Raw genomic sequence first — 25,168 nt, forward strand, 5'->3', positions numbered from 1 at the left:
CTATCGTCCCCCTGGAGAACCCCATGAGTCAGACCCCTCTGCTAATCGGCTTCATCATCATGTCGCTCGCCTCCCTGGCCATCTATGCCAAAGGCGCCCACCGCGGTCCGCTGCGTGGCCACACCCTGGTCCATGCCGCCGTGCCCTTCATCGCCGCCACGGCCTATCTGGCCATGTACCTGGGGGTCGGCAACCTGATCAAGCCGGACGGCAGCATCACCTATGTCGCCCGCTACCTGGACTGGACCTTCACCACGCCGCTGCTGCTAGCCGGGGTGGTGAGCTCGGCCTACCTGGGTGCCCGCGAGCAGGAAGGCCAGGCCGGTTTCGTGGCCTCCATCGTGACTCTCGACGTGGTGATGATCGTGACCGGTCTGGTCGCCTCTCTGGCGCCCTACGGCACCATCAAGTGGGTGTTCTTCGCCTGGTCCTGCGCGGCCTTCGTCGGGGTGCTCTATCTGCTGTGGAAGCCGCTGGCGACCCTGGCCGGGCAGCATGCCTCCATTGGCGCGGCCTACCGCAAGAACGTCGGCTTTCTCAGTGTGCTCTGGCTGATCTATCCGGTGGTCTTCGCCGTGGGACCCGAGGGCGTCTGGGCGGTGAGTGACGCGGCCACGGTCTGGGTCTTCCTGATTCTCGATGTGCTGGCCAAGGTGGTCTACGCCTTCACCTCGGAGCGCAATCTCAAGACGGCCCTGGCGCGGTCTGGCGTCTGAGCATGACGGCCATCGGGCGCGGCGGATGGCTGTTGCTGCCGGCCGCCGGGCTCGCCAGCCTGGCGGGTGGGGCAGGGCAGCTGGCCTTCGCGCTGCTGGTGGGCCTGGGGCTGGGGCTCCTGCATGGCGCAAGCGATCTACGCCTGGTCGCTCCCGCACGGCGCCTCGCCTTTCTTGGCAGCTACCTGGCGACGGCTCTGGCCTGCCTGCTCTGCTGGCAACTGGCGGGGACACTGGCGCTGCCGCTGTTCCTGCTGTTGTCGATCTGGCATTTCGCCCATGAAGACGAACTCCTCGCCGATCGGCTGAGTGCGCTGGCGCTGGGACTGTTCATCGTGGGTGGTCCGGCGGTGCTGCACGAGACGGCCGTGGCCCGGCTACTGGCGCTGGCAATGGGGTCGGATGCCGCTCCGGCGTTGGCCGAGTGGCTGGCCAGGCTGCTGGTCCTGGCTGGGACGCTGGCATTGCCGGTGCTGCTGCTGGCCGCCTGGCAGCGCCGCTGTCCCTGGCTGGCGGCCACGCTGCTGGCCGTGGTGCTGGCGCCGCCTCTGGTCGGTTTCGCCCTAGGCTTCTACCTGCTGCACGCCGCACCCCAGACCGGGGTACGCCAGCGGCTGCTGGGGGCGCCTACCTTCACGGCCTATCTGCAGCTGACCTGGCCGATCCTGCTGGGCGCGGCCGTCTTCACCCTGGCCGGTGGCCTGCTCTTCGTGCTGCAGGAGCGCACCGGCATCCGGGCGCTGTTCGCCGTGCTGGCGGCCTTCGCCGTACCTCACATGCTGGTGCTGCCACGCTTTCTCGCCCCGGGTGCCGAGGCCGCACCGCGCTCAGGGCCGCAGATGGTTGAGCGGTAGCTCGGTGCTGGCCAGGATCTGGTTGAGCACGAAACTCGAACGCACGCTGGAGACCCCCTCGATGCGCGTCAGGGTGCCCAGCAGCAGCTGCTGATAGTGCTCCATGTCGGGCACCACCACCTTGAGCTGATAATCCGCATCCATGCCGGTGACCAGGCAGCACTCCAGCACCTCGGGACACTGGGCGATGATCCCCTGGAAGTTCTCGAAGCGCTCGGGGGTGTGCCTGTCCATGCCGATCAGCACGAAGGCGGTCAGCGACAGCCCGAGTTTCTTGCGATCCAGCAGGGCGACCTGGCGGGTGATGTAGCCACTGTCTTCCAGCTGCTTGACCCGTCGCGAGCAGGGCGAGGGCGACAGGCCGATGCGTTCGGCCAGTTCCTGGTTGGAGAGGCGCGCGTCGCGCTGCAGTTCTGCCAAGATTTTCAGATCGAAGCGATCGAGTTTGTCCATTTTGCATGCCTTGCGCTAGCCGATTGCGCCCAATGCTAGGTTTATGGCCAGGGATTGCGCAAGAGGTGGGAAAGAAGCTGCACAACGCAACCCGCTGCTGGCAGCAGGGGCGTAAGCTGAACTCAACTTCGATAGCCCGGTAGAGCTGTCCAACGAAGGCGCCCCAGGAGGGCCTTTCGCATCGCCAACGACGGTATCCCGTCCGCCGCGCCCGGGCCCGCCCAGGTCACCATTCCTGGTCGATCGCAGCCACCGTCACGAGCGGTGCGAGAGGACAACGAATTCAAGGGGAGGCCGCAAGGTCTCCCCTTTTCTTTTGGGCGGAAGTTTTGGCGTTGGGCTCACCCTCACCCCGGCCCTCTCCCAGAGGGAGAGGGGGCGTTTGGGGGCGTTTGGGAGAGGTTAGGTGGGAAGAGCATCGCGGCCATGGGCCGCTCCTACAGATACGGATACCCCTGTATGAGCGGCCGCCTCGGCGGACCGCCATGGCGGCGAGCAGACCTTCAGGCTTACGCCTGCCCGGGCGGCTGCTTGTCCACGGTCAGGGGTGCGTCGCTGGCCAGGTATTCCTTGGCTTCCTCTTCGCTGGCCACCGAGGGCGGCGAGCCGCGCAGGGGTTTGCCGGCGGTTTCGCGCACGGTGAGCATGGTCAGGATGCCGATCACGGCCGCCGCCATCAGGTAGTAGGCCGGCACCAGGGGGTCGCCGGTTTTTTCCACCAGCCAGGCAGTGACCAGCGGGGTGGTACCCCCGAACAGCGACACCGAGATGTTGAAGGCGATGGACAGGGCGCTGTAGCGGATCGGGGTGTAGAACAGCGCCGGCAGGGTGGACGGCATGGTGCTGGTAAAGCAGGCCAGGGCCACGCCCAAAAGCATCAGGCCGAGGAAGATCAGCCAGTCGTGGCCGCTGCCGATCAGTTTGAGGCAGGGAATCGCCAGGACCAGGATCGCCAGACAGGCGCCGATGATCATCGGCTTGCGGCCCAGGCGGTCGCTGAAGAAGCCGCCGAGGATGTTGAGCGGCATCATCACCACCATGACGATGAGGATCAGCAGCAGCCCCTTGGTCTCGGCGTAGCCCATGGTCACGGCCAGGTAGCTGGGCATGTAGGTCAGCAGCATGTAGTCGGTGACGTTGAACACCAGTACCAGGCCGATGCACTTGAGCAGGGCGACGCGATGCAGGGTGAACAGCTCGCGCAGGCTGTGCGCCGGACCGTCCGCGGCCTTGCCTTCGTTGGCTTCGGTATGGGCCTTGAACGCCGGGGTCTCTTCCAGCTTGAGGCGCATATAGAGGCCGAGCAGGCCGAGCGGACCGGCGATGAAGAAGGGTACGCGCCAACCCCAGTCGAGCAGCTGTTCCTGGGTCAGGGCCGCGGTGAGCGCCGTCACGGTTCCCGCGCCGGCTATATAGCCGGCCAAGGTGCCGAATTCCAGCCAGCTGCCCATGCGCCCGCGGGTCTTGTCGGTGGCGTATTCGGCGATGAAGGTCGCTGCGCCGCCGTATTCTCCCCCGGTGGAGAAGCCCTGCACCACGCGCGCCAGCAACAGCAGGGCCGGTGCCCAGATGCCGATGCTCTCGTAGCTGGGAATCAGGCCGATGCTGAAGGTGCCCAGGGCCATCATGATCATGGTCAGGGCCAGCACCTTCTGGCGACCGTACTTGTCGCCCAGGGGGCCAAAGACCATGCCGCCGATCGGGCGGACCAGGAAGGCCACGGTAAAGGTGGCGAAGGTGGCGATCAGCTGGGCGGCGGCATCGCCATCGGGAAAGAAGACCTTGCCCAGGGTCACGGCCAGGTAGCCGTAGACGCCGAAGTCGAACCATTCCATGGCGTTGCCGAGGGCGGCGGCGCCGACGGCGCGCTTGACCAGAGAATTATCGACGATGGTGAGGTCGTCCGGTTTTACCTCATGGCGGCGCTTGAACCAGCCAACGTGATGATGGTGTTTCGACATGTGTTTTCCTCCTTGCGTGGGGCCATAGACCCGAGCGGACCGCTAGAAGTGCGATGACAGAGGGGCAGAAACTTCCCCGCCGCCTTCAGGGAGCGACCCGGGAATGCCTGCACGGCCCTGGGAGATTCCAGGCCCGGGCGTCCGCTCCGAGCTTGCGGCCTCCGGCTTTCCCGGCTCGTCCTCGGCAGTCTGTGGCGGCCAGTCGATGGCAGAGGGGCGCGCGGCTAACGGCCAGGCTGGGGCAGGGTCCAAGCCTTGGGGTACTCTGGATCATCCCCTCGTGGAGCCGTGCGATGAAATCGCCTGCCGTGCTGTGTGCGCTCGTCCTTTTCGGCGTTTCCCTGTGGAACGCCGCGCCCGCCTGGGCCGACAACAACTATCGCCTCGGCGGCGGCTACGTGACCCCGCCAGCCGGGGCCCAGCCGCCGATCGCCCCCGCCGGCAACGCCGGGCGCTGGCAGGGCGGTGGCCAGGGTGACTGGAATGGGGGGCCGCCCGGGCGTGGCGACGGTCCTGGGCGCGGCAATGGTCCGGCGCTGGAGCGCTGGGAGCGCAACGACCCCCCGCCACCGCGGCCGGGCTATCAGCCGGCCTGGCAGGATCGCCCCGTTCCCTTGCCGCGCCCAGGCTATATGATGCCGGCGCCTGATCAACCGGGGCGGAACTACCCGCCGCCACCGCGTCCGGAGCGGGATCCCCAGTGGGCCGGTCCGCGTCCGGGCTGGGGCGCCAATCCCCAGTGGCGACCGGGCTTCGAGGTGCCGGGCGTGCCGGCCGGCTTCACCCGCGTCTGGTACCGCGACAGCCAGTACTACTATGCCGACGGCTACTGGTATCGACCCCAGGGGCCGCGTTATGTGGTGACCCTGCCACCGACCGGGGTGCGGGTCAGCGTGCTACCGGCCTTCGCCGAGACCCTGTGGATGGGCGGCACTACCTATTACTTCGCCGCGGGCAGCTATTACCGCACCGATCCGGGCGGCGGCTTCGTCACCGTCGCCGATCCCACCGTGGCGGCCGTGCCGGCCACGACGGCAGCGCCTGCCGGAACGGACTACGACGCCTATGACGTCACCGCCTATCCTATGCAGGGGCAGTCGCCGCAGCGCTACGCCACGGATCGCTACGACTGCCGGCGCTACGCCGCCGGGGAGTCGGGCTTCGATCCCGAACGACCCGGCGCGGTCGGCGATCCCTACCTCACCCCGCGCTTTCGCCAGGCGCTGGCGGCCTGCCTGGCGGGGCGTGGCTATCGCGTGGAGTAGCTATCGGGTGGAGTAGCTGGCGCGTGGAGTAGCCATCAGTCGTTGGTCAGCTGCACCAGGGTGAACAGCCCGAAGGGCGGCACGCTGCTGCGACGGGCGCGGCGCAGGTCTTCGCGGGAGAGGATGGAGTCCATGGCGAAGTCCGGATGCCAGCCGAGCTTGCGCGAGGCCGGTGCCAAGGCCTTTTCCGCCAGCAGCCGCAGGCCGCTCTCGGCCTGGAAGTGATTGACCAGCAAGAGGTGACCTCCCGGCTTCACCACCCGGCGCATCTCCTGCATCAGCTTGCGCGGATTGGGCACCACGGAGGCCACGAACATGGCCACGGCGATATCGAAGGAGCCGGTGGGCAGGCCGGTTTCCTCGGCATTGGCTTCGAGCAGGGCATCCACCGTGGTGATGTCGTCGCGAATGACCCGCTCCCGGGCCTTGGCCAGCATGTCGGGCGAGAGATCGATCCCGGTGACGCGCTTGTCGGCGCCATAGTGGGGCAGGGCCAGCCCCGTCCCGACGCCCACTTCCAGCACCCGGGTACCCGCCAGGGCGTTGACCGCCGCCACCGCACGCTTGCGACCGGGGGCGGAAACGCCGCCGAACACCCGATCATAGACATTGGCCCAGCGCCGGTAGGCGGAAATGATGGCGGCATTGTCCAGCGCGGAGTGCGGTGCGGAAGTGTCGGCGGTATTCAGCGAATAATCGATTTTCTTCGAGTCGTGCATAGCGGCCTTGTCATTGTCGGTAGATGAAAGCAGAGGCGTTACGGCGCCAACTCGGCGCGGGGTCCGAGGGTGAAGAGTTGCGGCCCGTCGATGGAAGCAGGCGCTTCGCTATTTCGTCGTGCGGATTGGAAGTGGCTCTTTCGCTTTTGTATCCAGGGGCTGCAAGCCAGGCGTGACGGCTGCTCCAGGTAGGATCTTTACTGTTTTAGAACAATCGCACGGTGTTTGGCTAGTTGTGTCGGGCGTTATCTGGCTTGAATGAGAAGTTGGTAGTTCTAATTGTTTTTGATTGTTCGTTCTTTCAATTTAAATGGCAGTTTATTGTTTGTTCGTTCAATTAATGGATTTGCCCAGATGCCCAGCGATACTCTTCTTGGCACCGCTTCGGACAGGAGCTGACGAGCAGAACGCCGGAAGCGGCGGGAGGCAGACAGGGGAGGATGGAAAGGCGATGGTCAGCAGCCCCTAGGCCATCGCCTTTCAGAGTCTGACCTTTGCCAGGGCGTCAGCCGATCAAAACCCGCATTTCAGAGCATGCGGGCTGGCAACAGATGATTAGGTAGCATATCGATAGCTGACTTTACTTACATTTTGCAAAGTAATCTGCCGTGCTGCAGGCTTCCGTTTCGCTCGTGCCGGTCCCCTCCAGTCATCCCTCCAGGATGGCCGAATATCCCGCTATTACTGATTTTCAGTCCGCCTGGGCGCAGCATCATCCCCACATCGTTACCCACGAGGCAGACCTGGCATGCAGAAGGCTGCAGGCTTCACTCTTACCGAATTGCTCATAGTCATGGCGCTGGTGGCGATCCTGGTGTCCATCGCAACACCTGGATTTGGCGCCCTGACAAGAGCCAATCGCGTCCTCGTCGCCACGAATGAGCTGACTAATCTGCTCATCTATGCCCGGAGCGAAGCCCTGACCCGAGGTCTCAACGTCAGTGTCGAGGCACCCGGTATCAATAACTGGTCCGGGGCGCTCAAGGTCACCACTGCCAGCAGTACCGTGACCGGGGGCGTGGAAACCCTGAGGACCTTCGAGGGCGCCGGCCTGGCGCCCAGCGGCCTCAACAGCACCGGGACCGCCACGCGCCTGACCTTCAGGCCCAACGGTACCCTGGCGAGTGCCTTCACCATCCGGCTCTGCGCCACCAACGACAGGAGCACCCCGGGCAAGGTCCTTACCGTCACCCAGGGTGGCCATACCGAAGTGGCCGACTTCACACCGACATCGGTGAGCACCGGATGCAGTTGAGTCGCGAGTCTTCCCAGGCAGGCTTCAGCCTGATCGAGGTGCTGGTCAGCCTGGTGATCATCTGCATCGGCGTGCTGGGACTGGTGGCGCTGCAGTCGCGCAGTCTGGTGCTGTCCCAGGATGCCATCCAGCGCAACAACGCCATCATGCTGGCCGGCGACCTGCTGGAGCTGATGCGCAGCAATGCCGGGGCCGCGCTGGACGGCAAGGGTCGATTCAGCATCGACAGCCCCTATGCCAAGCCGGTCGGTGAGGACTTCACCACCCGGGCCCTGGAGGCGGCCGATGGCTCCTGCGCCACCCTCGATCGCGGTCAGGGCGGGGAGGCCATCGCCGGCAAGGATCTCACCTGCTGGCTGCAACAGGTGCGGACGCTGCTGCCGGTCAGCGATGCCATCCTCAAGGCCAAATTTGCGGTATGCCCGACGCGCCAGCCGCCGGAGGTGGGCAGCGCCGCGCCCTATGCGGACCCCGATGCCTGCGTGTCACCCGATGCCTCCATGGTCATGATCGTCCTCGCCTGGCAGGACAATACCGGCAACAGCGCCGGCTGCAGTGGCGGCCTGTGCTTCTACACCCTGAGGGGCGCGTTATGAGAGCGCAGCGCGGCCTGTCCATCATCGAACTGATGGTAGCCCTGACCCTGAGCAGCTTTCTCATCCTGGCGGTGACCCAGCTGTACCTGAACAACAAGCGACACGCGCTGTTCCAGGAAGGCCAGGTCAGCAACGAGGAAAACGGCCGGACCGCCCTGCTGCTGCTCGACCAGCAACTGGCGCGTGCGGGCTTCCGGGCCAATCCGACCCAGCAGACGACCCTGGAGACCGCCTTTGCCGCGCGTCCCGCTGCCAATGGCTGCCCGGCGATGAACAGCGGTCAGGTCATCGCCCTGACCGACGACAAGACCGGACTGTGCCTGCGCTACCAGGGCGAGTCCAAGGGCAGGGACAGCGACTGCCTCGGCAATCCCATCGCCGAAGATCCCAATGGCAACGGCACCGAGGTGCTGACCCGTATCAGCTACGTCGCCGATCCCAATGGCGCCCTTGGCCGCGGCACCCTGCAATGCAGCGCCCAGGGCAAGCCGGCCCAGGTCATCGTCGCCGGGCTGGCGGATTTCGTCTGGTTCAAGCTGCCCACGCCCAGCCAGGCGAGCCAGGCGGTGCGCTATGCCGCGCTGTTTTCCAGTCGCGCCGTACCCACCGAGGGCATGGCCAACGCCATGGCCGCCAACTGGAAGCCCCTGACCGGTCGCGAACTGCCCGCGGGCGCCAGCACCCAGGTGCTGCAGATCGTCCAGGGCAGCGTCACCTTGCGGAATCTTATGCCATGAAGTCCCGTTCACCCCGGCACCAAGGGGGCGCTGTCTTGCTGATCGCCCTGGTCATGCTCCTGCTGCTCACCCTGCTGGCCGTTACCAGCATGCGCGAGACCACCCTGCAGAACCGGGTGGGTGGCAATGTCTCCGAACAGAAACGCGCCTACAACGCCGCCGAATCGGCGTTGCGGGAGGCCGAGCGGCGGCTGAGCACTTTGCGGGGGACCTTGGACTTTGATAAGGGCAGCGCCGGCTTCGACTCCTGCACGACCAGTGCGAATGCCCTGGCGGCCACCGTCGAGAATCTGTGCATCCTCAGCGACAGCAAGGACCTCGACACCCAGGCCAAGGTGCAGGCGTGGGCCCAGACCGCGCTGCAGACACTGAGCGATGCACCGGCGGAGAATTCCGTAGGTTATCGCGGCTTCGATGGTCAATCCCGCTATCGCCTGGCGCCGCGCTGGGTGGTGACCGCCATGAAGGGTGGTCCGGAAGGCGACCTGGGTGACGTGTATCAGGGGCGCGGGACCTATTACTACCGGGTAACCGCCGTCGCGCGCAGCGGTGGCGCGCGTTTCCCGGTCATCCTGCAGAGCATCGTCAAGCTGGAGGTGAAATGAAGCTTTCGTTCCGTCTGGCGCTATCGGCCACGCTGCTTGCTTCCGTCAGCGCCGGCGCGAGCAATCTGAACATCGGTCAGCAACCGCTGTTCCTCAGTACCGGCGTCGACCCCAACATCATCGTGACGCTGGACAACTCCAACAGCATGAAGTGGGGCTTCATTCCGGATTCGCTGGGCTACAGCGCCAATGGCCTGCGCACCACGCGGCGGGTCAAGTCGGCGGCTTTCAATGCGCTCTACTACAATCCGGCGGTGAGCTATGCCGTGCCGAAGAAGGTCACCTTCAGCAATGGGGTTCTGACGACCTCGGACTATCTGGTCAGCAGCGGCACCGGCTTCGATTTCACCCGGGTGTACGTGAACGGCTTCCGACCCGGGGCCGGCACCGTGGACCTGAGCCGGGACTATCGCGTCGCCTGGGAATACGATACCGCTCGCGGCCAGGACACGAACTACAACGCCGGGACCAATTACGGCGGAAACACTGGTGTCATCTATTACCTGGCAGAAAATCCCGCAGCGGACTTCTCCGACCGATGGAGCAATAGAACCGAGACCGGGGTGCCGGCCTATTACTATCGGTTCAACAGCGACAATTCCAACTGCAGGACCTGGGACGACAACTGCTACACCCTGGTGAGTCCCACCTCCGCGGCCGATCGGCAGAACTTCGCCATCTGGTATGCCTTCTACCGCAATCGCGCCCTGAGCATGCAGTCGTCGGCCAATCTGGCCTTCTCGCAATTTTCCAGCTCGGTGCGGCTGACCTGGCAGGACCTGAGCAACTGCACCACCCTGAACTCCGGCACCGATTGCTCAGGTATCAGCTACCGCGGCAGTAACCAGTTGCGCACCTTCGATGGCCAGGCGCGGGCCAACTTCTTTCGGTGGCTGGGCGATATCAACTTCAATACCGGCACGCCGCTGCGCAGCGCCCTGGATCGTGCTGGTCGCTTCCTGCAGACCAGTGGCAAGGACGCGCCCTACGCCAAGGATCCCGGGGTGACCCAGAGTCCCGAATATGCCTGCCGCCCGAGTTATCAGATCATGATGACCGACGGTAAGTGGAACTCGGACAACATCGGTGCCGGTAACGTGGATGGCAGTGGTCAGAGGCTTCCGGATGGCACCCAGTACTCGCCGCGAGCGCCTTTCACCGACAGCGCGAGCAACACCCTGGCCGACCTGGCGTTCAAGTACTGGGCGACCGATGCCCAGCCGGGGATCCCGAATCAGCTTTCGCCCTATATCCGCGACGCCAGCAGCAACACCGATACCCAGTACTGGAATCCCAAGAACGATCCGGCGACCTGGCAGCATCTGGTCACCTATACCGTCGGCTTCGGCCTGAGTTCGTCGCTGACCAATCCGGCCTGGGGCGGCAGCACCTTCACCGGCGGCTACAGCCCGACCATGAGTTGGCCCGCCGCCAGCAGCGACAGTGACAACAACGTCTACGACCTCTGGCACGCGGCGATCAACTCCCGCGGCGACTTCTTCAGCGCCGACGATGCCAATGGCCTGGTCGATTCCCTGAATCAGGTGGTCAATCGTATCGCCCAGACCAATACGGCCAGCGCCGGCCAGGCCTCGTCACCGCTACTGGACAGCACCCAGAGCTCCAACTACAGCTATGTGCCCAGTTTCTCCAGCAGCGACTGGAGCGGCGATCTTGCCAAGTACCTGCGGACCTCGACGAGCACCACCAAGGTCTGGAGTGCCCAGAGTCGTCTGGACGCGGCTTATGGCGCGGGTAACTACACTGGGCGCAAGGTGTACATCAACGGCAAAAACAACTGGCAGAAATTTGTTTGGGACGAAAAATTGCCTGCTGACATAAATGCAGCGCTCAGCCGTAATGTCAGCGGTACCCGCGATAGCTATGGCGAAGCCCGGCTCAACTACTTGCTTGGCGATCGCAGCAAAGAAAGCCAGACGGCCATGCCGGCCCTGCGCATCCGCAATCATCTGCTCGGTGACATCATCGATTCGACACCGGCGCTGGTCAGCACGCCCAGCAGTCCCGCTGCCAGGATGAATGCACTCGGCGCTGCCGGCAGCTACAGCGCCTTTCAGCAGAAATGGGCCACGCGGGCAACGCGGATCTACGTCGGTGCCAACGACGGCATGCTGCATGCCTTCGACGATAACGGCGAAGAGGCCTTCGCCTTCGTCCCCAGTGCGGTCATCCCCAATCTCTATAAGCTTACCGATCCGAGTTATACCGGCAGTACCCATCAGTTCTATGTCGATGGCGCGCCCGTGGTGCAGGATGTCTACGATGGAGAATGGCACACCGTACTGATCGGTACCCTGCGCGGCGGTGGCAGGGCAGTGTTCGCTCTCGACATTACCGATCCCAATGATCCCAAGGTACTTTGGGAGCGCAGCGCCAATGATGCGGATTTCGGCGAGTTGGGCCTGACCTACAGCCAGCCGGTAGTTGCCCGGCTGCATACCGGCAGCTGGGCAGTGCTACTGGCCAATGGCTACAACGGCGCCAACGACAAGGCGGTGCTCTATGCGCTGGATGTGATGACCGGCAAGCGCATTGCCGCGCTCACGCCCGAGCCCAACGATGGCCTGACCACCCCCAATGGCCTGGCTGCGCCGACGGTGGCCGATGTCGATGGCGATCTGGTCGCCGACTACGTTTACGCGGGCGACCTGCACGGCAACCTCTGGCGCTTCGACCTGATCGGCAGCGAGCTCAAGGCCAATGCCAGCGCGAGCGCTTTCAAGGTCGCCTTTGGCGGTGCACCCCTGTATCGCGCCCGGGCGTCCCGCTACACCAGCGGCGACGCCAACCAGGTCCAGGCCATTACCGCGGCCCCACGCCTGCTGCGGCATCCCTCGGGGATCGGCCATCTGCTGATCTTTGGCACCGGCAAGTACCTGGAGACCGGCGACGCCACCGCCGTCACCGGCAAGGCCATGAGCCTGTATGGCATCTGGGATCGCCAGACCGCAGGCAAGGCTGCCGACAGCACCCCGACCCTGACCACGGCCAATCTGCAGGTGCAGACCCTGGGCAGTGACACTCAACTCACCTATACCAGTACGGCCCAGGTTTCGATCACCACGACGGCCAATACCCTGAGCACCAATGCGGTGGACTGGTACAGCGACAGCAACAGGACCGGCAAGTACGGCTGGTACCTCAATCTACCGTCGACAGGGGAGATGATCGTCACCAAGCCGCTCTACCTGGCCGATACCCTGCTCGCTGCCGCCCTAGTGCCCAATGACAATCCTTGCGATTCCGGCGCCGTTACCTATCTTTATGCAGTGGATCCCTACACGGGTGGCGGGACCGATCACCTGCAACTGGGCAGCCAGCTCCGCTACGCCCGTCTGCAGATGGCCGGACTGCTTAGCGGACTGAACGCCTTCGTGTATGGCAATGGTCCTATCAGTGTGGGCGGTACCCTCCTGCCGGGCGGCAACGATGGGTCACAAGGAGGTGGCGGTGGTGGCATTGGGGGCGTGCCGTTAGCCAAGCCATCCGAGCGGCAGACCTGGCGCACCTTCTCCAATCAGAATCCCGATCCCTGAGGTAGCGATGCGAGCACGAGGCTTTACCCTGATCGAGCTGATGATCGTCGTGGCGATCGTCGGCATCCTGGCGGCCATCGCCTATCCCAGCTATCAGAACTATGTGCTGCGCTCCAACCGCAGCGAGGGGCAGGCCCTGCTCAACGAAGCGGCGGCGCGGATGGAGCGCTTCTATGCGCAGAACAATGCCTATCCGACCAGCGTGGCCAATCTGAACATCGTCAACAACAGGACGCCAGCGGGCAGCCAGACGGTGACCTCGACCAGTGGCTACTACCAGTTGAGCATCGCTACCTATGCTGCCAACAGTGCGGACTACACCAGCAATGGTCCCTATCTGCTGACCGCTACCCGCAGTGGTACCCAGACCCGCGATACCCTGTGTGGTGATCTCACCCTCAATGCCCAGGGCGTGAAAGGGATCAAGGGTTCCGGCAACGCCACTGACTGCTGGCGCTAATCCTCCCGTCCCTGTACCAGGCCGGCATCCCTGTCCTGTTCCACGCGATAGCCGCCGAAGCCCAGGGTGACCCGCTGGGTGGCGTCGGCCTTGCCGGCGTCGCGGGCTTCGTGTTCGACCACCAGGCGGTTGAGGCGGTTGAGCAGGTGCATGGATTCGTCGTAGGCGGTGCGATAGAGGCTGAGCGTGGAATCCTCGGTCAGGTTGTGGCCGTAGACCACGTGAAAGGTGAAGTCCGGCGCGGCGCGGTCCTGCAGGTAGAGGCGCTCGAAGCCGGCCAGCAGGTCGCCGGTGAAATGGGCCAGCAGCCGCCCTGCGCCTTCCTGGCTCTCGGTGCCGCGCAGTAGCGAGCGGGGGGTGAGCACCACCCGGTCTTCCTCGTCGAGGCGGGCATAGCCCTTGCGCAGCCATTCATCCAGCACGGTGCGGGCGCGCACGTCGCTGCCGACGCTGGCGACCAGGGCGTCGAAACTCTGTTCGCCGCCACGGCGCTGAGTGCGGGGGAGGGGGCGCAGATTGCCCTCGGCATCGAGCAGATCCAGTCGTGAGGTCCAGGCGCTGAGCACCTGCCATTCCAGGCTGGGCGTGCAGGGCGTACGTTCCGGGCTGGCCTCGCGCAGGGCTCGGACCTCGCGGCGCGGCAGGCCGGTCAGCACCGAGATGCGGCTGTCGGAATTGGGCTTGTCGCGCAGCGGTTCGAAATCCTGGGCGACCTCGAAGTAGGTCTGGCGCAGCAGGCGATCGAAGGTCTGGTAGGTCACGCCGGAGGCGATGGCGATACGCACCAGCCGACCGATCAGGCTACGCAGAAGCAAGGGTACCTTGGTGGAAAGCATGGGGGACTCGACACGGCAGACGCCTGCCCATCTTCGCGGCGCCTTGAGCGCCCGTCAAACCGGCCGGTCACAAAGTGTCGCGGACGCCACTCAGGCTGTCGTCCGCGGGGCAGGGCCGTGGCTAGCCAGGAGTGCCCGATTCGGTCGCACCGGCCACGTCCGGATCGTCCGGAAACTCCTCGGGTTCCATGTCCGCATAGGGCAGCTCTTCGGGCGGCGGGGTGTTGCTGGGGTTGTCGTAGGTCTTCTGGTCGGCGTCGCTCATGGTGGCTCTCCGGGGTGGGTGTGGAGATATCGAACCCCTCTGGGCGGGGCCGTTCCCGAGCGGCTGTCGACAGCGACCTCGTGTCGGTCAGATGGCCAAAGGGCGAACGTCGTTAGCGCGATAGCGGTCTAACGCCTGACCGTCTCATCCGAACGACGGCGCCCAAGGAGTCCCGTGATGACCACGCCCACCGCTGTCCATCCGCTGCCGTTCCAACCCGCCTTCGAACAGGTGCCGGATGATGAAGCCGAAACCGTTCGCGAGATGGTCGCGGCCATGAAAGATATCACCGAGACCACCTACGCCAATGGCGGCCATGCCATCCGCAGCGTGCACGCCAAGAGTCACGGTCTGCTCACCGGCCAGGTGCGGGTGCTGGACGGCCTGCCGCCGGCCTATGCCCAGGGCGCCTTCGCCGTGCCGGGCAACTATGCCGCGGTATTGAGATTCTCGACCAATCCGGGCGACATCCTGGCTGACAGCGTTTCCACCCCGCGGGGTCTGGCGCTCAAGCTGATCGACGTGCCGGGCGAGCGCCTGCCCGGCAGCGAAGGCCAGGTGACCCAGGATTTCGTCATGCAGAACGCCCCGGCCTTTACCGCGCCGGATCCCAAGACCTTTCTCAAGACGCTCAAGCTGCTGGCCAAGACCACCGACCGCGGTGAGGGCCTGAAGAAGGTGGCGTCAGCGGTGCTGCGCGGCACCGAGAAGGTGGTGGAAGCCTTTGGCGGCGAGAGTCCGACGCTGAAGAGCCTGGGTGGCCACCCAGAGACCCATCCGCTCGGCGAAACCTTCTACACCATGGTGCCCTTTCTCTACGGCCCCTATTTCGCCAAGCTCAGCGTGGTCCCGGTGGCGCCCGAGCTGACCGCTCTGACCGACGCGCCGGTCGAGGTCAACGGCAAGCCCGACGGCCTGCGCGAGGCAGTCAATGCCCATTTCGCCCGGCACGGCGGCGTCTGGGAGATCCGCGTGCAGCTGGGCGTCGATATCGAGCAGACACCTATCGAGGACGCCTCGGTGGTCTGGCCGGAAGACCTCAGTCCCTATGTGACCGTGGCGCGCCTGGAGGTGCAGCCGCAGCCGGCCTGGAACGAGGCGCGCTCGCGCGAAGTGGACGATGGCATGGTGTTCAGCCCCTGGCATGGTCTGGCTGCGCACCGCCCGCTGGGCGGCATCATGAGATCGCGGCAACCGGCCTACGAGATGTCGTCGCAGTTTCGCAGCGAGCGCAACGGCTGCCCGTTGCACCATCCGCGCGGACCGGTGGAGCTGTAACGCGACTCAGTTGAGCGTGGCGAGCTCGGCGTCGTCGAGTTCGCGAGCGCGTACCGCCGCTGGGCGGGACACCAGCCCGGCGACATAGCGCTCGAAGTGCGGACGCTTTTCGATGGTGCCGAAGGCCATGCCCCAGGCGAGATGGGCACCGACATAGACGTCGGCGGCGGTGAAGCGGTCGTCCACCAGGTATTCACCGGGGGCCAGGGCGGTGTCGAGGGTGTCGAGCACCTCGGCGAGGCTGCCATAGCCCACCGCGCCGCGCTTCTGCGGATCCTCGGGCAGGACGACGCCCAGCGCCTGGTTGGTGGTGGCCGCCTCCAGCGGACCGGCAGCGAAGAACAGCCAGCGGTAGTAGGCACCGCGCGCCGGATCGCTCAGTGGAGGCGCGAGCCCCGCGGCGGGAAAGGCGTCGGCGAGATAGGCGCAGATGGCGGCGGTCTCGGTCACCACGGCGGCGCCATGGCGCAGCGCCGGCACCTTGCCCATGGGGTTGATGGCGCGATAGGCCGGGGATTTCATCGCCGGCCCGTAGTCGACCCGTTGCACCTCGTAGGGTTGTCCGAGCTCCTCCAGCAGCCAGCGCACGATGCGTCCGCGCGACATGGGGTGGGTATAGAGCACAGGCCGGTCGAACATGGTGAAGCTTCCTTGAGTTGTCGTACCCCTTAGCATAGGTAGGCCCTCATCCAGCGTCCATTCGCAGGAGAGCCGGTACCCTTCTGCTAAACTGGTAAACCTTTACCAGCCGTTTCACAGGACTCCCGTGCCCTCATCCTTCGATTCCCTGCCGCTGGCCGAGGCCATGCAGGCCAATCTGGCCGAACTCGGCTACCTGAGCATGACGCCCATCCAGGCGGCCAGCCTGCCCATCATCCTCAAGGGCCAGGACCTCATCGCCCAGGCCAAGACCGGTTCGGGCAAGACGGCCGCCTTTGGCATCGGCTTGCTGACGGGACTCAATCCGCGCTATTTCGGCTGTCAGGCGCTGGTGCTCTGTCCGACCCGCGAACTGGCGGACCAGGTGGCCCGCGAACTGCGTCGCCTGGCGCGCACCACGCCCAACATGAAGATCCTGACCCTCTGTGGCGGCATGCCGCTGGGGCCGCAGATCGCTTCCCTGGAGCATGGCGCCCAGGTGATCGTCGGCACCCCGGGGCGGGTGCAGGAGCACCTGCGCAAGGGCACCCTGGTGCTGGACGGCCTCAACGTCGCGGTGCTCGACGAAGCCGATCGCATGCTCGACATGGGCTTCATCGACGCCATCGCCGACATCCTCAGCCAGACGCCGGCGCGGCGGCAGACGCTGCTGTTCTCGGCGACCTATCCGGAAGGCATCGAGCGCCTGGCCCAGGACTATCTGCGGGCGCCGCTGCGCATCAGCGTCGAGAGTCAGCACAGCGAGACGCAGATCCGCCAGCGCTTCTACGAGATCGCCGCCCAGGATCGCCTGGCCGCCGTGGTGCGCCTGCTCCGGCATCATCGCCCGGCCAGCGCCGTGGCCTTCTGCCAGACCCGCCAGCAATGCCAGGAGGTGGTCGAGGCGCTGCATGCCCAGCGCATCTCCGCGGCCGCCCTGCATGGCGATCTGGAGCAGCGCGAGCGCGACCAGGTGCTGGCGATGTTCGCCAACCGCAGTCTCTGCGTGCTGGTGGCCACCGACGTGGCGGCCCGCGGCATCGACGTCGCCGGCCTGGAGGCCGTGATCAACGTGGAGCTGTCCCGCGATCCGGCGGTGCACGTGCACCGCATCGGCCGCAGCGGTCGGGCGGGTGAGCAAGGCCTGGCGCTGTCCTTGGTGGCGCCGGCCGAAGCCAGTCGCGCCCAGGCCATCGAGGTGCAGCAGGGCTCGCCGCTGGACTGGCAGCCCCTTGGCGCCCTGCGCGACACCCCGGAGCCGCTGGTACCGGCCATGCACACCCTGGCCCTGGCGGCCGGCAAGAAGGACAAGCTGCGCCCCGGCGACATCCTCGGCGCCCTGACCGGCGACGCCGGCCTGCCCGGCGCCAAGATCGGCAAGATCACCCTGTTCGACAACCAGGCCTATGTCGCCGTGGAGCGCGATATTGCCCGCCAGGCGTTGCAGCGGTTGAGCGAGGGCAAGATCAAGGGGCGGTCGATCAAGGTGCGGATGCTGTAGGGCGGATTTGACTACGGGCATTGTGGCTCTGACGACCCGCGCCTGACGGTATTGGCTTTATCGCGGCCATGGGCCGCTCCTACAGGTATCAAACCGATCTGTAGGAGCAGTCGCTACGGCGCACCGGCATGGCCGCGATCAGCGATAGGCCTGGCTCAGGTGTGTGGTAGCGCCGTAGCGTGGAAAACGGCGCAGCCTTTTCCACTGGGACTTCGTCGCGAGGCGCGCCCTCACCCCAACCCTCTCCCAAGGGGAGAGGGGGCTATCCAAGCAGCGCCGTAGCGTGGAAAACGGCGCAGCCTTTTCCGTTGGGACTACGTCGCGAGGCGCGCCCTCGCCCCGACCCTCTCCCAAGGGGAGAGGGGGCTATCCAAGCAGCGCCGTAGCGTGGAAAACGGCGCAGCCTTTTCCACTGGGGCTTCGTCGCGAGGCGCGCCCTCACCCCAACCCTCTCCCAAGGGGAGAGGGGGTTATCCAAGCAGCGCCGTAGCGTGGAAAACGGCGCAGCCTTTTCCACTGGGACTGCGTCGCGAGGCGCGCCCTCACCCCAACCCTCTCTCAAGGGGAAAGGGGGCTATCCAGGCAGCGCCGTAGCGTGGAAAACGGCGCAGCCTTTTCCACTGGGGCTTCGTCGCGAGGGGCGCCCTCACCCCAGCCCTCTACCAAGGGGAGAGGGGGTTGTCCGAATGCCTAGGTGTACCTCGGGCTGTCGGGCTTCGACGATGGAGCCGTCCCGACCCCACCTGCCTCAGCCCTCGATCCCCATCCGCCGTCTGGCGCGATGCGAGGAGCCGTTGCGCACGGCCCAGCGCAGCACCGGGGCGGTGGCGCCTATGCCCGTGCGAATCAGCTGCCGTTGCAGCGGACCCTGGTGGAAACCCAGCTCCGCGCTGGCCCAGTCGGGCAAGAGGTCGATGCCGGCCCGCATCATCAGGGCGCCGAAGGGCTTGGCCAGGGCGCTGGGCGCGGGCGCCTGCAGCAATACCCGACAGACCTCGCGGCTGCGTTCGTCGCACACCAGCTGCGGGCGGATTGCCTGGTAGTAGGCGGCTATTTCCGCCCGGGAGCGGGGCACGTCGGTCGCGCCCAGGCGTTCGGCGACCAGGGCGATTTCGGCGTAGTAGCGATCCTGTTCGGTGCCCGGCAGTCGGGGATCGAAATAGCGCAGATAGGCCGCCAGGAAGTGACTGACCTCGGCCACATGGACCCAGGTCAGCAGCGCCGGGTCTTCGGCGCTGTAGGGGCGGCCGTCGGCGGCCTGGCCCCGGATATGCCGGTGGATGGTCTTGACCCGGGCGATCAGTCGCTCGGCATCGCCGCGGCTGCCAAAGGTGGTGGCGGCGATGAACTGACCGGTGCGTCTCAGGCGGCCGAGCATGTCTTCGCGAAATTTCGAATGGTCCCAGACCCCGGCCAGGGCCAGCGGGTGCAGGGTCTGCATGAGCAGGGCGGCGATGCCACCGATCAGCATGCAGGTGAAGTCGCTGTGCACCCGCCAGGGCACGCTGCCAGGCCCGAACAACCCAGGGTCGCCCGGTGGTTGCTCGTAGTCGACCTCGCCCAGGGCCAGTCCGGTAAGGCTCATCACCTGCTGTTCGATACGGCTGCGGATCCGCTCCATGGACTAGCGCGGCAGCAGGTAGAGCGCCGCGTACTGCAGCAGCATGATGGTCTTGCCATCCAGCAGCCTGCCGTCGCGGGCCATGGCCAGGGCCTCGTCGAAGGGCAGTTCCAGCAGCTCGATGTCCTCGCCTTCCTCGTGCAGTCCACCGCCGTCGGCGATGCGTTGGTCGGCGCGGTATTCACCGGCGAAGAAGTGCAACAACTCGGTCACCGAGCCGGGACTCATGAAAGCGTCGAACAGGTGCTGGACGTTGTCCAGGCGATAGCCGGTCTCTTCCTCGACCTCGGCCTTGATGCGCGCTTCGGGGGCGGCCGCGTCGAGCAGGCCAGCGGGGGTCTCCACCAGCAGGCCGTCGTCCAGGCCGTTGCCCAGGGTCGGCAGGCGGAACTGGCGGATCAGCAGCACGGTGCGCCGCTCGCGGTCGTACAGTAGGATGGTGGCACCGTTGCCGCGGTCGTAGGTCTCGCGGGTCTGGCGTTGCCAGCTGCCGTCGCGGCGCAGGTAGTCGAAGGTGGTCTTCTTCAGCAGGCCCCAGTCGGCGGAAAGGGTCTCGACCTGCTGGATGCGAATGCGGGAGGTGTCGGGCATGGGGGCTCGTCTGGACAGGAGGCGTCGGGCCACGGTAGCAGAAGCGCTGCCTTTCTGAGGCATGCCCCGTGACCCCGGGTTCCGCCCAGCCGCGAGAAGGGCTGGCCCCCCGACGTCTAGAACCAGCGGTCGTTCTTCTTGCGACCCCGGGTCATGGACGGCAGGATCAGGCCCGCCAGCAGGCCGGCGCCGGCGATGCTGCCGCCATAGACCATGTACTGCATCAGCGCCTGCTTGTTCTCGTTGCCGAGCTTGGCCTGGGTGCTGCGCAGTTCGGACTGGGCCTGGGTGAGCTGGGCGTCGAGGTCCTTGCGGCGGCTCTCCAGTTCGTCGATCTGCTTCTTGCGCGAATCCAGGGTCTCCTGCATGCCCTGGACGCGATTCTTCCAGCTGTCGTCGATGGTCTTGAGCTGGCCGCTCAATTCGGCCACCTGCTGTTCCAGCTGTGGCAGGCGCTCGGCCTGGCCGGGCTTGGCCTGCAGATCGGCATTGGGGATCCAGACGGTGCTGCCACCTTCGCCGCGCACCTGGCTGTAGTCGCCCTGGGTGCTGATCAGCTCGACCTTCTGCCCGGACTTGAGGGTGCCGACGATGCGATAGCCATCGGTGGGACCACTGCGGACATAGGTGGTCAGGCTGTCGCTGACCCAGCGGGCAGTGCCTTCCTGGGCCACGGCGGTGCCGGCCAGGGAAGCGAGGGAGGCAGCCAGGCAGAGGCCGAGATGCGGTAGGTGGGACAGCAGGCGAGTTGGGGACATGGGCATGATCGGGTCTGTATGCATGAGCTGAAAAGATGAAGGCCGTGATGAACAAGCCGGATTATTGTGGGGCAGTACCCTAGCAAGCCGCCGCGATCTATCCGCCAACCCGTAGCGCCCTCTGTTCGAGACGGTGAAGCAGTTCAAGCTTTGGCGGCGGAAAGCGACGGTCAGTGTCATCTTGCCGCCATGCGGTAGGCGGTAAAAGCGGCAAAGCCGTTCAGGATCTTGCAGCGGCGGTTCAGAGCCGATGGAGCAGATCCAGACTCAGGGCCGCGAGCGCGCCCAGGCCGGCGCAGCCAAAGGCCAGCGCCTTGCCCCACCAGCGTTTCCAGGCGATCGCGCCGGCCACCATGCCCACCCCGCAGAGCAACAGGCCGGACTTGAGATAGAAGTCGGACCAGGCGAGCAGCTGATCGATGAAGTCGAAGAGGTCTTGGAATTCCTGCGGCATGGAGCCTCCTGGCGCGCTGGCGCTATTGATTCGCCGGGGCCGCGGTCGTTCCCTGGCAGTCCGCCGCCAGCAATCGTTCCGCCGAACCCTGGTCGCCCGGCTGGCTGCCCGCGCGGCCGGCCAGCAGCAGGAACTGGCGGCTGGCGTCCCGGCTCGGCAAGGCCACCACCGCCAGTGACAGCCGTGGATCCGGCAGCGGATAGGGCGGCCGGTTGGCCAGGGCCTGGAAGAAATCCACGGCCAGCAACTGGGTTTCGCTTAGCCGCCGCGCCTGATAAAGACTGCCCGCCAGCGCCTTTGGCAGCGCGCGCCAGTGTTCGTCCAGAGCGGGCGCCAGCGGCAGGAGCTGCGCGCGTACTTCGGGCCGCAGACAGGCCAGGTGCACATGCAGCTGATCCTGGCTACGCCCGCTGGGGGCATTGAGGGCCAGGGCGATCCGCTCGTCCGCCACCGGCGCCCGGCCCCAGGCGCTCAGGTACCAGCGCTGGCGCCAGGCCAGACCGAACCAGTTGGGTTGGCCGGGCTGCCACAGCGCCGGACTTTCCAGCCCGCGCAGGGGCCGCAGCGGTACCAGGATGAAATGCTGTCGCTCACCCGGCGCGCGCAGCATGGCGAAGCCGGGATCCTCCACCACCTGGCGACAGGGTGCCGCCAGACCGGTGAGCCGGGCATTGGGCACGCAGAGCCCGGTCGTGACCTGGCGCAGCAGGTCGCGGCTGGCACAGCCCGTCAGCGCCAGGCTCAGCATCAGCAGCGGCAACAGGCGCCGCCACGACGAGCGGCCGCCGGTCGGCAGCGAACAACTGCGCGCGCGGCGCTTCCAATGGCTATCAGGGCAACGCACTGGGAGATCAGTCATGGCCAATGGTTGGGCCGGAGACGGCGCGGTTCAGGAACAGATCGACAGCACGGTGGACGATGCGGTGCAGCGCGCCCGCAGCCGTCTGCATCGGGGCGCGAGCCTCACCCATTGCGAGGAATGCGGCGACGCCATCCCCGAAGCACGCCGCCAGGTGGTACCGGGCGTGCGCCTGTGCATCCGCTGCCAATCCGAGCAGGACGCCGAAGACCAGCGCGCCGGCGGCTACAACCGGCGGGCGAGCAAGGACAGTCAGTTGCGCTAGGGCCGAGCGCGTGAACGCCGGGCCGATTTCCAGCCACTGGCGCAGCCCCAGCTCGACGTCGCCCGGCATCAGGGCGCTGCCGGGATCTGCAGGCCGCGTTGCACCGCCGGGCGGGCGAGGAAGGCGTCGAGGGCGCGACGCACCTCGGGGAAGTCCTGGAAGCCGACCAGGTCGGCCACCTGGTAGACCTCCAGCAGGGCGCGGATCCAGGGGAAGGTGGCGATGTCGACGAGGCTGTAGTCCTCGCCCAGGATCCAGGCGCGGCCCTTGAGCTGGCCATCCAGCACGCCGAGCAGGCGCCGGGCTTCGGCTACATAACGCTCGCGGGGACGGGGGTCCTCGATGTCCTTGCCGGCGAATTTGGTGAAGAAGCCGAGCTGGCCGAACATGGGGCCGATGCCGCCCATCTGGAACATCAGCCACTGGATGGCCTGGTAGCGCCGCGCCGAATCCTCCGGCAGCAGGCGCCCGGTCTTTTCCGCGAGATAGAGCAGGATGGCGCCGGATTCGAACAGCCCCAGGGGTTCGCCGCCAGGGCCGTCGGGGTCGAGGAGGGCGGGGATCTTGTTATTGGGGCTCAGGGAGAGGAATTCCGCGGTGTGCTGGTCGTTCTGGCCGAAGTCGATGCGATGCACCTCGTAGGGCAGGCCGAGTTCTTCCAGCAGGATGGCGACCTTGACGCCGTTGGGCGTGGGCAGCGAATAGAGTTGCAGGCGCTCGGGATGCCGAGCCGGCCAGCGGTGGGTGATGGGAAAGCGCGACAGATCGGCCATGGTGGACTCCTGGCAAGGGGGCGGTTCTGGTGAGACCGGCCGGCGCGGCCCGGGTTGCCGGGCCTCGAGCGAAGCGGAACTTAGCGCGATGCCCACCTCTCCATCTGAGGAGTGCCTTCAGCCCCGCACCGAGGATTTCCCATGCTTCCCCACAGCCAGCAGGGCAGCGGTTCGCCCACCTTCGTGCTCATGCACTTTCTCGGTGGCTCGCACCGCACCTGGTTTCCCACCGCCCCCTACCTGGATGGCGAACACCGCTGCGTGGCGCTCAATACGCCGGGCTTCGGCGACGCCGCCGAAGTCGAGGGCTACAGCGTGGCCGAGATGGCCGATCAGGTGGATGCCAGCATCCGCGCCCTGGGTCTTACGCGTTGCATCCTGGTCGGCCATTCGATGACCGGCAAGGTGGCCGTGGTGCTGGCGGCGCGGCGACCGGACTATCTGGTCGGGCTGATCCTGGTGGCGCCTTCGCCGCCCGGACCGCAGCCCATGAGCGAGGCGGATCGCGATGCCCAGCGCGCCTATGGCAAGAGCCGGGCGGAAGCCGAGGCCTTCGTCGACGAATCCAGCGCCCACCGCCTGCCCGATGCCATCCGCGAGGTGGTGATCGCCGATGCCCAGCGGCTGAATCTGCAGGCCTGGCGCGCCTGGGTCGATCAAGGCAGTCGCGAGGACTGGAGCGAGCGGATCGACACCCTGGACTATCCGGTGCTGCTGGTCTGCGGCGCCGACGACCAGCAGGTGCCGGGGCCGGACGAGCAGCGCCGCACCACCCTGGCGGCCTTTCCCAACAGCCGCCTGGAGGTCATTCCCGGCGCCGGCCACCTGATGCCGCTGCAGACGCCCCAGGCCCTGGCGCGACTGATGCTCGACTTCGCCCGGGAGCTCTGACCGGTGGATTCGCTGACCCAGGCCGTGCTCGGCGCCACCGTCCAGACCGCACTCCTGGGTCGCTGGCAGGGGCGGCGCGCCATCCTCTATGGCGCCGCCCTGGCCACCCTGCCGGATCTCGATGTGGTCATCGACTACGGCGATGCGGTCAAGGAAATGACCTATCACCGCGGCTTTAGCCATTCGCTGTTCGTGCTGACCGGACTGGCGCTGTTGCTGACGGGGATCTGCGGTCGCTGGCGCGATCCCGGTTACAGCCAGGGACGCCTGTTCCTGACGCTCTGGCTGGTGCTGGTCACCCATCCCTTGCTGGATGCCTTCACCACCTATGGGACCCAGTTGTTCTGGCCGCTGCCGACGACCCCGGTGGCCTGGTCCAGCGTCTTCATCATCGATCCACTCTATACCCTGCCGCTGCTGGCGGCGGTGCTGGCCGGGCTGCTGATCGGCCCGCGCGGACGCTCGCCGCGGCTGGCCGTGGCGGCGCTGGCGTTGTCCACCGTCTATCTGGGCTGGACCCTGGTGGCCAAGTACGCCGCCGAGCGCCAGGTGCGCCAGGTACTGGCGGCCCAGGGGCAGGCGGATGCCCGCCTGTTCAGCGCGCCGCTGCCGTTCACCAGCCTGCTCTGGCGGGTCATGGTGGATGACGGACCCGAGCGCTACCGGGAGACCTGGGTGGGACTGTTCGACGATCGCCCACCCACCTTGATCCCGCTGCCACGGGGTGGCGAACTGGCGCCGATCCTCGCCGATTCGCCGGCCGAGCAGCGGCTGCGCTGGTTCACCGATGACTGGCTGCGTTACGACCGCCTGGGCAACGACCTGGTGGTGACCGATCTGCGCCTGGGCGCCACCGGCTACCACAGTTTTCGTTTCGTCCTGGCTCAGCGGGAGGCGAGCGGTTGGCGACTGGTCGCCGAGCCGTCGTTGTGGCCGCGCGAGCGAGGGGGCCGCGAACAGCTGGCGGTGGTCTGGCGCAGACTCTGGCATCCGGAGCTGCCATCGCCAGTGGCGGACTGGGCCGCGCGACTGTCGCGCCTGCCGGACTGACGCCAGGCCTCCAGCAGCAGTCGCCACCAGGGGCGCCGGGCCTCGCGCAGGGCGGTATGGCGGTCCAGGCCGACATCGGCCAGTTCCCGGTCGGTAAGCTCGGGCAGGACGCGGCGGGTAGTCAGCTGGCGCTGGAACAGCAGCCAGCAACCGCTGGCGCGCGTCTGGTCGTGAAGGCTGGGGTCTCTGGGCATGGCGTCTCTCCTGGG

Annotated in this window: 26 protein-coding genes and 1 pseudogene; 14 read left to right on the top strand and 13 right to left on the bottom strand. The window is 66.3% G+C overall.

Features of this window, described 5'->3' with window-relative positions:
- The first annotated feature begins 23 nt into the window (after positions 1-23).
- Positions 24-716, top strand: coding sequence for a bacteriorhodopsin (locus ACZ5R1_RS03225; protein ID WP_115945219.1), 693 nt, complete (start codon positions 24-26; stop codon positions 714-716).
- 2 nt (positions 717-718) lie between these two features.
- Entirely contained in the window at positions 719-1,570 is an 852-nt protein-coding gene (locus ACZ5R1_RS03230) for a Brp/Blh family beta-carotene 15,15'-dioxygenase (protein ID WP_115945220.1), read from the top strand.
- Here ACZ5R1_RS03230 and ACZ5R1_RS03235 read toward each other — a convergent pair.
- Positions 1,544-2,023: an Lrp/AsnC family transcriptional regulator gene (locus ACZ5R1_RS03235; protein ID WP_007161040.1), complete on the bottom strand. Its 480-nt coding sequence runs from the start codon at positions 2,021-2,023 to the stop codon at positions 1,544-1,546. The genes ACZ5R1_RS03230 and ACZ5R1_RS03235 overlap by 27 nt on opposite strands.
- Positions 2,024-2,532: 509 nt before the next feature.
- Complete coding sequence (gene proP, locus ACZ5R1_RS03240; protein ID WP_027599979.1) at positions 2,533-3,984, bottom strand: glycine betaine/L-proline transporter ProP; 1,452 nt, start codon at positions 3,982-3,984, stop codon at positions 2,533-2,535.
- A gap of 293 nt (positions 3,985-4,277) precedes the next feature.
- Here proP and ACZ5R1_RS03245 point away from each other — a divergent pair, with 293 nt between their 5' ends.
- The gene (locus tag ACZ5R1_RS03245; RefSeq protein WP_115945221.1) at positions 4,278-5,249 is read left to right on the top strand and encodes a DUF6515 family protein; all 972 of its coding nucleotides are present in this window, start codon (positions 4,278-4,280) and stop codon (positions 5,247-5,249) included.
- 35 nt (positions 5,250-5,284) lie between these two features.
- On the opposite strand, the gene ACZ5R1_RS03250 is transcribed toward ACZ5R1_RS03245, so the two are convergent.
- The gene (locus tag ACZ5R1_RS03250) at positions 5,285-5,968 is read right to left on the bottom strand and encodes a class I SAM-dependent methyltransferase (RefSeq protein ID WP_077171460.1); all 684 of its coding nucleotides are present in this window, start codon (positions 5,966-5,968) and stop codon (positions 5,285-5,287) included.
- A 748-nt stretch (positions 5,969-6,716) separates the two neighbouring features.
- Here ACZ5R1_RS03250 and ACZ5R1_RS03255 point away from each other — a divergent pair.
- From ACZ5R1_RS03255 to ACZ5R1_RS03280, 6 genes are read left to right on the top strand one after another with little or no spacing between them, the layout of a single operon-like run.
- Positions 6,717-7,223, top strand: a complete 507-nt coding sequence (locus ACZ5R1_RS03255; RefSeq protein WP_042137520.1) for a GspH/FimT family pseudopilin — start codon at positions 6,717-6,719, stop codon at positions 7,221-7,223.
- Positions 7,214-7,819 (top strand): type IV pilus modification protein PilV, encoded by a 606-nt coding sequence (gene pilV / locus ACZ5R1_RS03260; RefSeq protein ID WP_464712806.1) that lies wholly within the window; start codon positions 7,214-7,216, stop codon positions 7,817-7,819. The genes ACZ5R1_RS03255 and pilV overlap by 10 nt, the downstream gene beginning before the upstream one ends.
- On the top strand, positions 7,816-8,556 hold the full coding sequence (locus ACZ5R1_RS03265; RefSeq protein ID WP_115945222.1) for a PilW family protein: 741 nt from the start codon (positions 7,816-7,818) through the stop codon (positions 8,554-8,556). Before pilV ends, ACZ5R1_RS03265 begins: the two co-directional genes overlap by 4 nt.
- 35 nt (positions 8,557-8,591) lie before the next feature.
- Entirely contained in the window at positions 8,592-9,161 is a 570-nt protein-coding gene (locus ACZ5R1_RS03270; RefSeq protein WP_258874289.1) for a pilus assembly PilX family protein, read from the top strand.
- Entirely contained in the window at positions 9,158-12,718 is a 3,561-nt protein-coding gene (locus tag ACZ5R1_RS03275; protein ID WP_288407286.1) for a pilus assembly protein, read from the top strand. The genes ACZ5R1_RS03270 and ACZ5R1_RS03275 overlap by 4 nt, the downstream gene beginning before the upstream one ends.
- 7 nt (positions 12,719-12,725) lie before the next feature.
- Entirely contained in the window at positions 12,726-13,178 is a 453-nt protein-coding gene (locus ACZ5R1_RS03280) for a type IV pilin protein (RefSeq protein WP_064307584.1), read from the top strand.
- On the opposite strand, the gene ACZ5R1_RS03285 is transcribed toward ACZ5R1_RS03280, so the two are convergent.
- Together ACZ5R1_RS03285 and ACZ5R1_RS03290 are read right to left on the bottom strand one after the other, a co-directional pair.
- Positions 13,175-14,014 carry a DUF6502 family protein gene (locus ACZ5R1_RS03285; protein ID WP_007161030.1) on the bottom strand — a complete coding sequence of 280 codons (840 nt, stop codon included), beginning with the start codon at positions 14,012-14,014 and terminating at the stop codon, positions 13,175-13,177. The genes ACZ5R1_RS03280 and ACZ5R1_RS03285 overlap by 4 nt on opposite strands.
- 121 nt (positions 14,015-14,135) lie before the next feature.
- Positions 14,136-14,279 (bottom strand): hypothetical protein, encoded by a 144-nt coding sequence (locus tag ACZ5R1_RS03290; protein WP_007161029.1) that lies wholly within the window; start codon positions 14,277-14,279, stop codon positions 14,136-14,138.
- A gap of 177 nt (positions 14,280-14,456) precedes the next feature.
- On the opposite strand from ACZ5R1_RS03290, the gene ACZ5R1_RS03295 reads away from it, so the two are divergent.
- Complete coding sequence (locus ACZ5R1_RS03295) at positions 14,457-15,557, top strand: catalase family protein (protein WP_074584810.1); 1,101 nt, start codon at positions 14,457-14,459, stop codon at positions 15,555-15,557.
- A gap of 6 nt (positions 15,558-15,563) precedes the next feature.
- On the opposite strand, the gene ACZ5R1_RS03300 is transcribed toward ACZ5R1_RS03295, so the two are convergent.
- Positions 15,564-16,196: a glutathione S-transferase family protein gene (locus ACZ5R1_RS03300; protein ID WP_042137532.1), complete on the bottom strand. Its 633-nt coding sequence runs from the start codon at positions 16,194-16,196 to the stop codon at positions 15,564-15,566.
- Between the two features lie 166 nt (positions 16,197-16,362).
- Between ACZ5R1_RS03300 and dbpA the strand changes: the two genes are divergently transcribed.
- A complete protein-coding gene (gene dbpA / locus ACZ5R1_RS03305; protein ID WP_042137541.1) occupies positions 16,363-17,697 on the top strand; it encodes an ATP-dependent RNA helicase DbpA in 1,335 nt (444 codons plus the stop codon).
- 748 nt (positions 17,698-18,445) lie between these two features.
- Here the strand turns inward: dbpA and ACZ5R1_RS03310 are convergent.
- From ACZ5R1_RS03310 to ACZ5R1_RS03330, 5 genes are all read right to left on the bottom strand, one after another.
- Complete coding sequence (locus tag ACZ5R1_RS03310; RefSeq protein ID WP_115945225.1) at positions 18,446-19,318, bottom strand: oxygenase MpaB family protein; 873 nt, start codon at positions 19,316-19,318, stop codon at positions 18,446-18,448.
- Positions 19,319-19,321: 3 nt separating this feature from the next.
- Entirely contained in the window at positions 19,322-19,909 is a 588-nt protein-coding gene (locus ACZ5R1_RS03315; RefSeq protein ID WP_027599990.1) for an NUDIX domain-containing protein, read from the bottom strand.
- A 116-nt stretch (positions 19,910-20,025) separates the two neighbouring features.
- Complete coding sequence (locus tag ACZ5R1_RS03320; protein WP_394337604.1) at positions 20,026-20,667, bottom strand: TIGR04211 family SH3 domain-containing protein; 642 nt, start codon at positions 20,665-20,667, stop codon at positions 20,026-20,028.
- A 241-nt stretch (positions 20,668-20,908) separates the two neighbouring features.
- Complete coding sequence (locus ACZ5R1_RS03325; RefSeq protein ID WP_007161022.1) at positions 20,909-21,121, bottom strand: hypothetical protein; 213 nt, start codon at positions 21,119-21,121, stop codon at positions 20,909-20,911.
- A gap of 22 nt (positions 21,122-21,143) precedes the next feature.
- Complete coding sequence (locus tag ACZ5R1_RS03330) at positions 21,144-21,980, bottom strand: CDP-diacylglycerol diphosphatase (protein ID WP_464712807.1); 837 nt, start codon at positions 21,978-21,980, stop codon at positions 21,144-21,146.
- On the opposite strand from ACZ5R1_RS03330, the gene ACZ5R1_RS03335 reads away from it, so the two are divergent.
- Positions 21,979-22,245 carry a DksA/TraR family C4-type zinc finger protein gene (locus ACZ5R1_RS03335; RefSeq protein ID WP_027599993.1) on the top strand — a complete coding sequence of 89 codons (267 nt, stop codon included), beginning with the start codon at positions 21,979-21,981 and terminating at the stop codon, positions 22,243-22,245. The two genes, ACZ5R1_RS03330 and ACZ5R1_RS03335, sit on opposite strands and share 2 nt — an antisense overlap.
- A gap of 68 nt (positions 22,246-22,313) precedes the next feature.
- Here the strand turns inward: ACZ5R1_RS03335 and ACZ5R1_RS03340 are convergent, their stop codons facing one another.
- Positions 22,314-23,018: a glutathione S-transferase N-terminal domain-containing protein gene (locus tag ACZ5R1_RS03340; protein WP_108583000.1), complete on the bottom strand. Its 705-nt coding sequence runs from the start codon at positions 23,016-23,018 to the stop codon at positions 22,314-22,316.
- A gap of 141 nt (positions 23,019-23,159) precedes the next feature.
- Between ACZ5R1_RS03340 and ACZ5R1_RS03345 the strand changes: the two genes are divergently transcribed.
- A complete protein-coding gene (locus ACZ5R1_RS03345) occupies positions 23,160-23,909 on the top strand; it encodes an alpha/beta fold hydrolase (protein ID WP_464712808.1) in 750 nt (249 codons plus the stop codon).
- 3 nt (positions 23,910-23,912) lie between these two features.
- Positions 23,913-24,959 (top strand): metal-dependent hydrolase, encoded by a 1,047-nt coding sequence (locus ACZ5R1_RS03350; RefSeq protein WP_144961568.1) that lies wholly within the window; start codon positions 23,913-23,915, stop codon positions 24,957-24,959.
- Between the two features lie 86 nt (positions 24,960-25,045).
- On the opposite strand, the pseudogene ACZ5R1_RS03355 reads toward ACZ5R1_RS03350, so the two are convergent.
- Positions 25,046-25,153: pseudogene (locus ACZ5R1_RS03355) on the bottom strand (hypothetical protein); the annotation flags it as partial.
- Positions 25,154-25,168 lie beyond the last annotated feature (15 nt).

The sequence above is a fragment of the Pseudomonas sp. Pso3 genome, assembly GCF_055393275.1.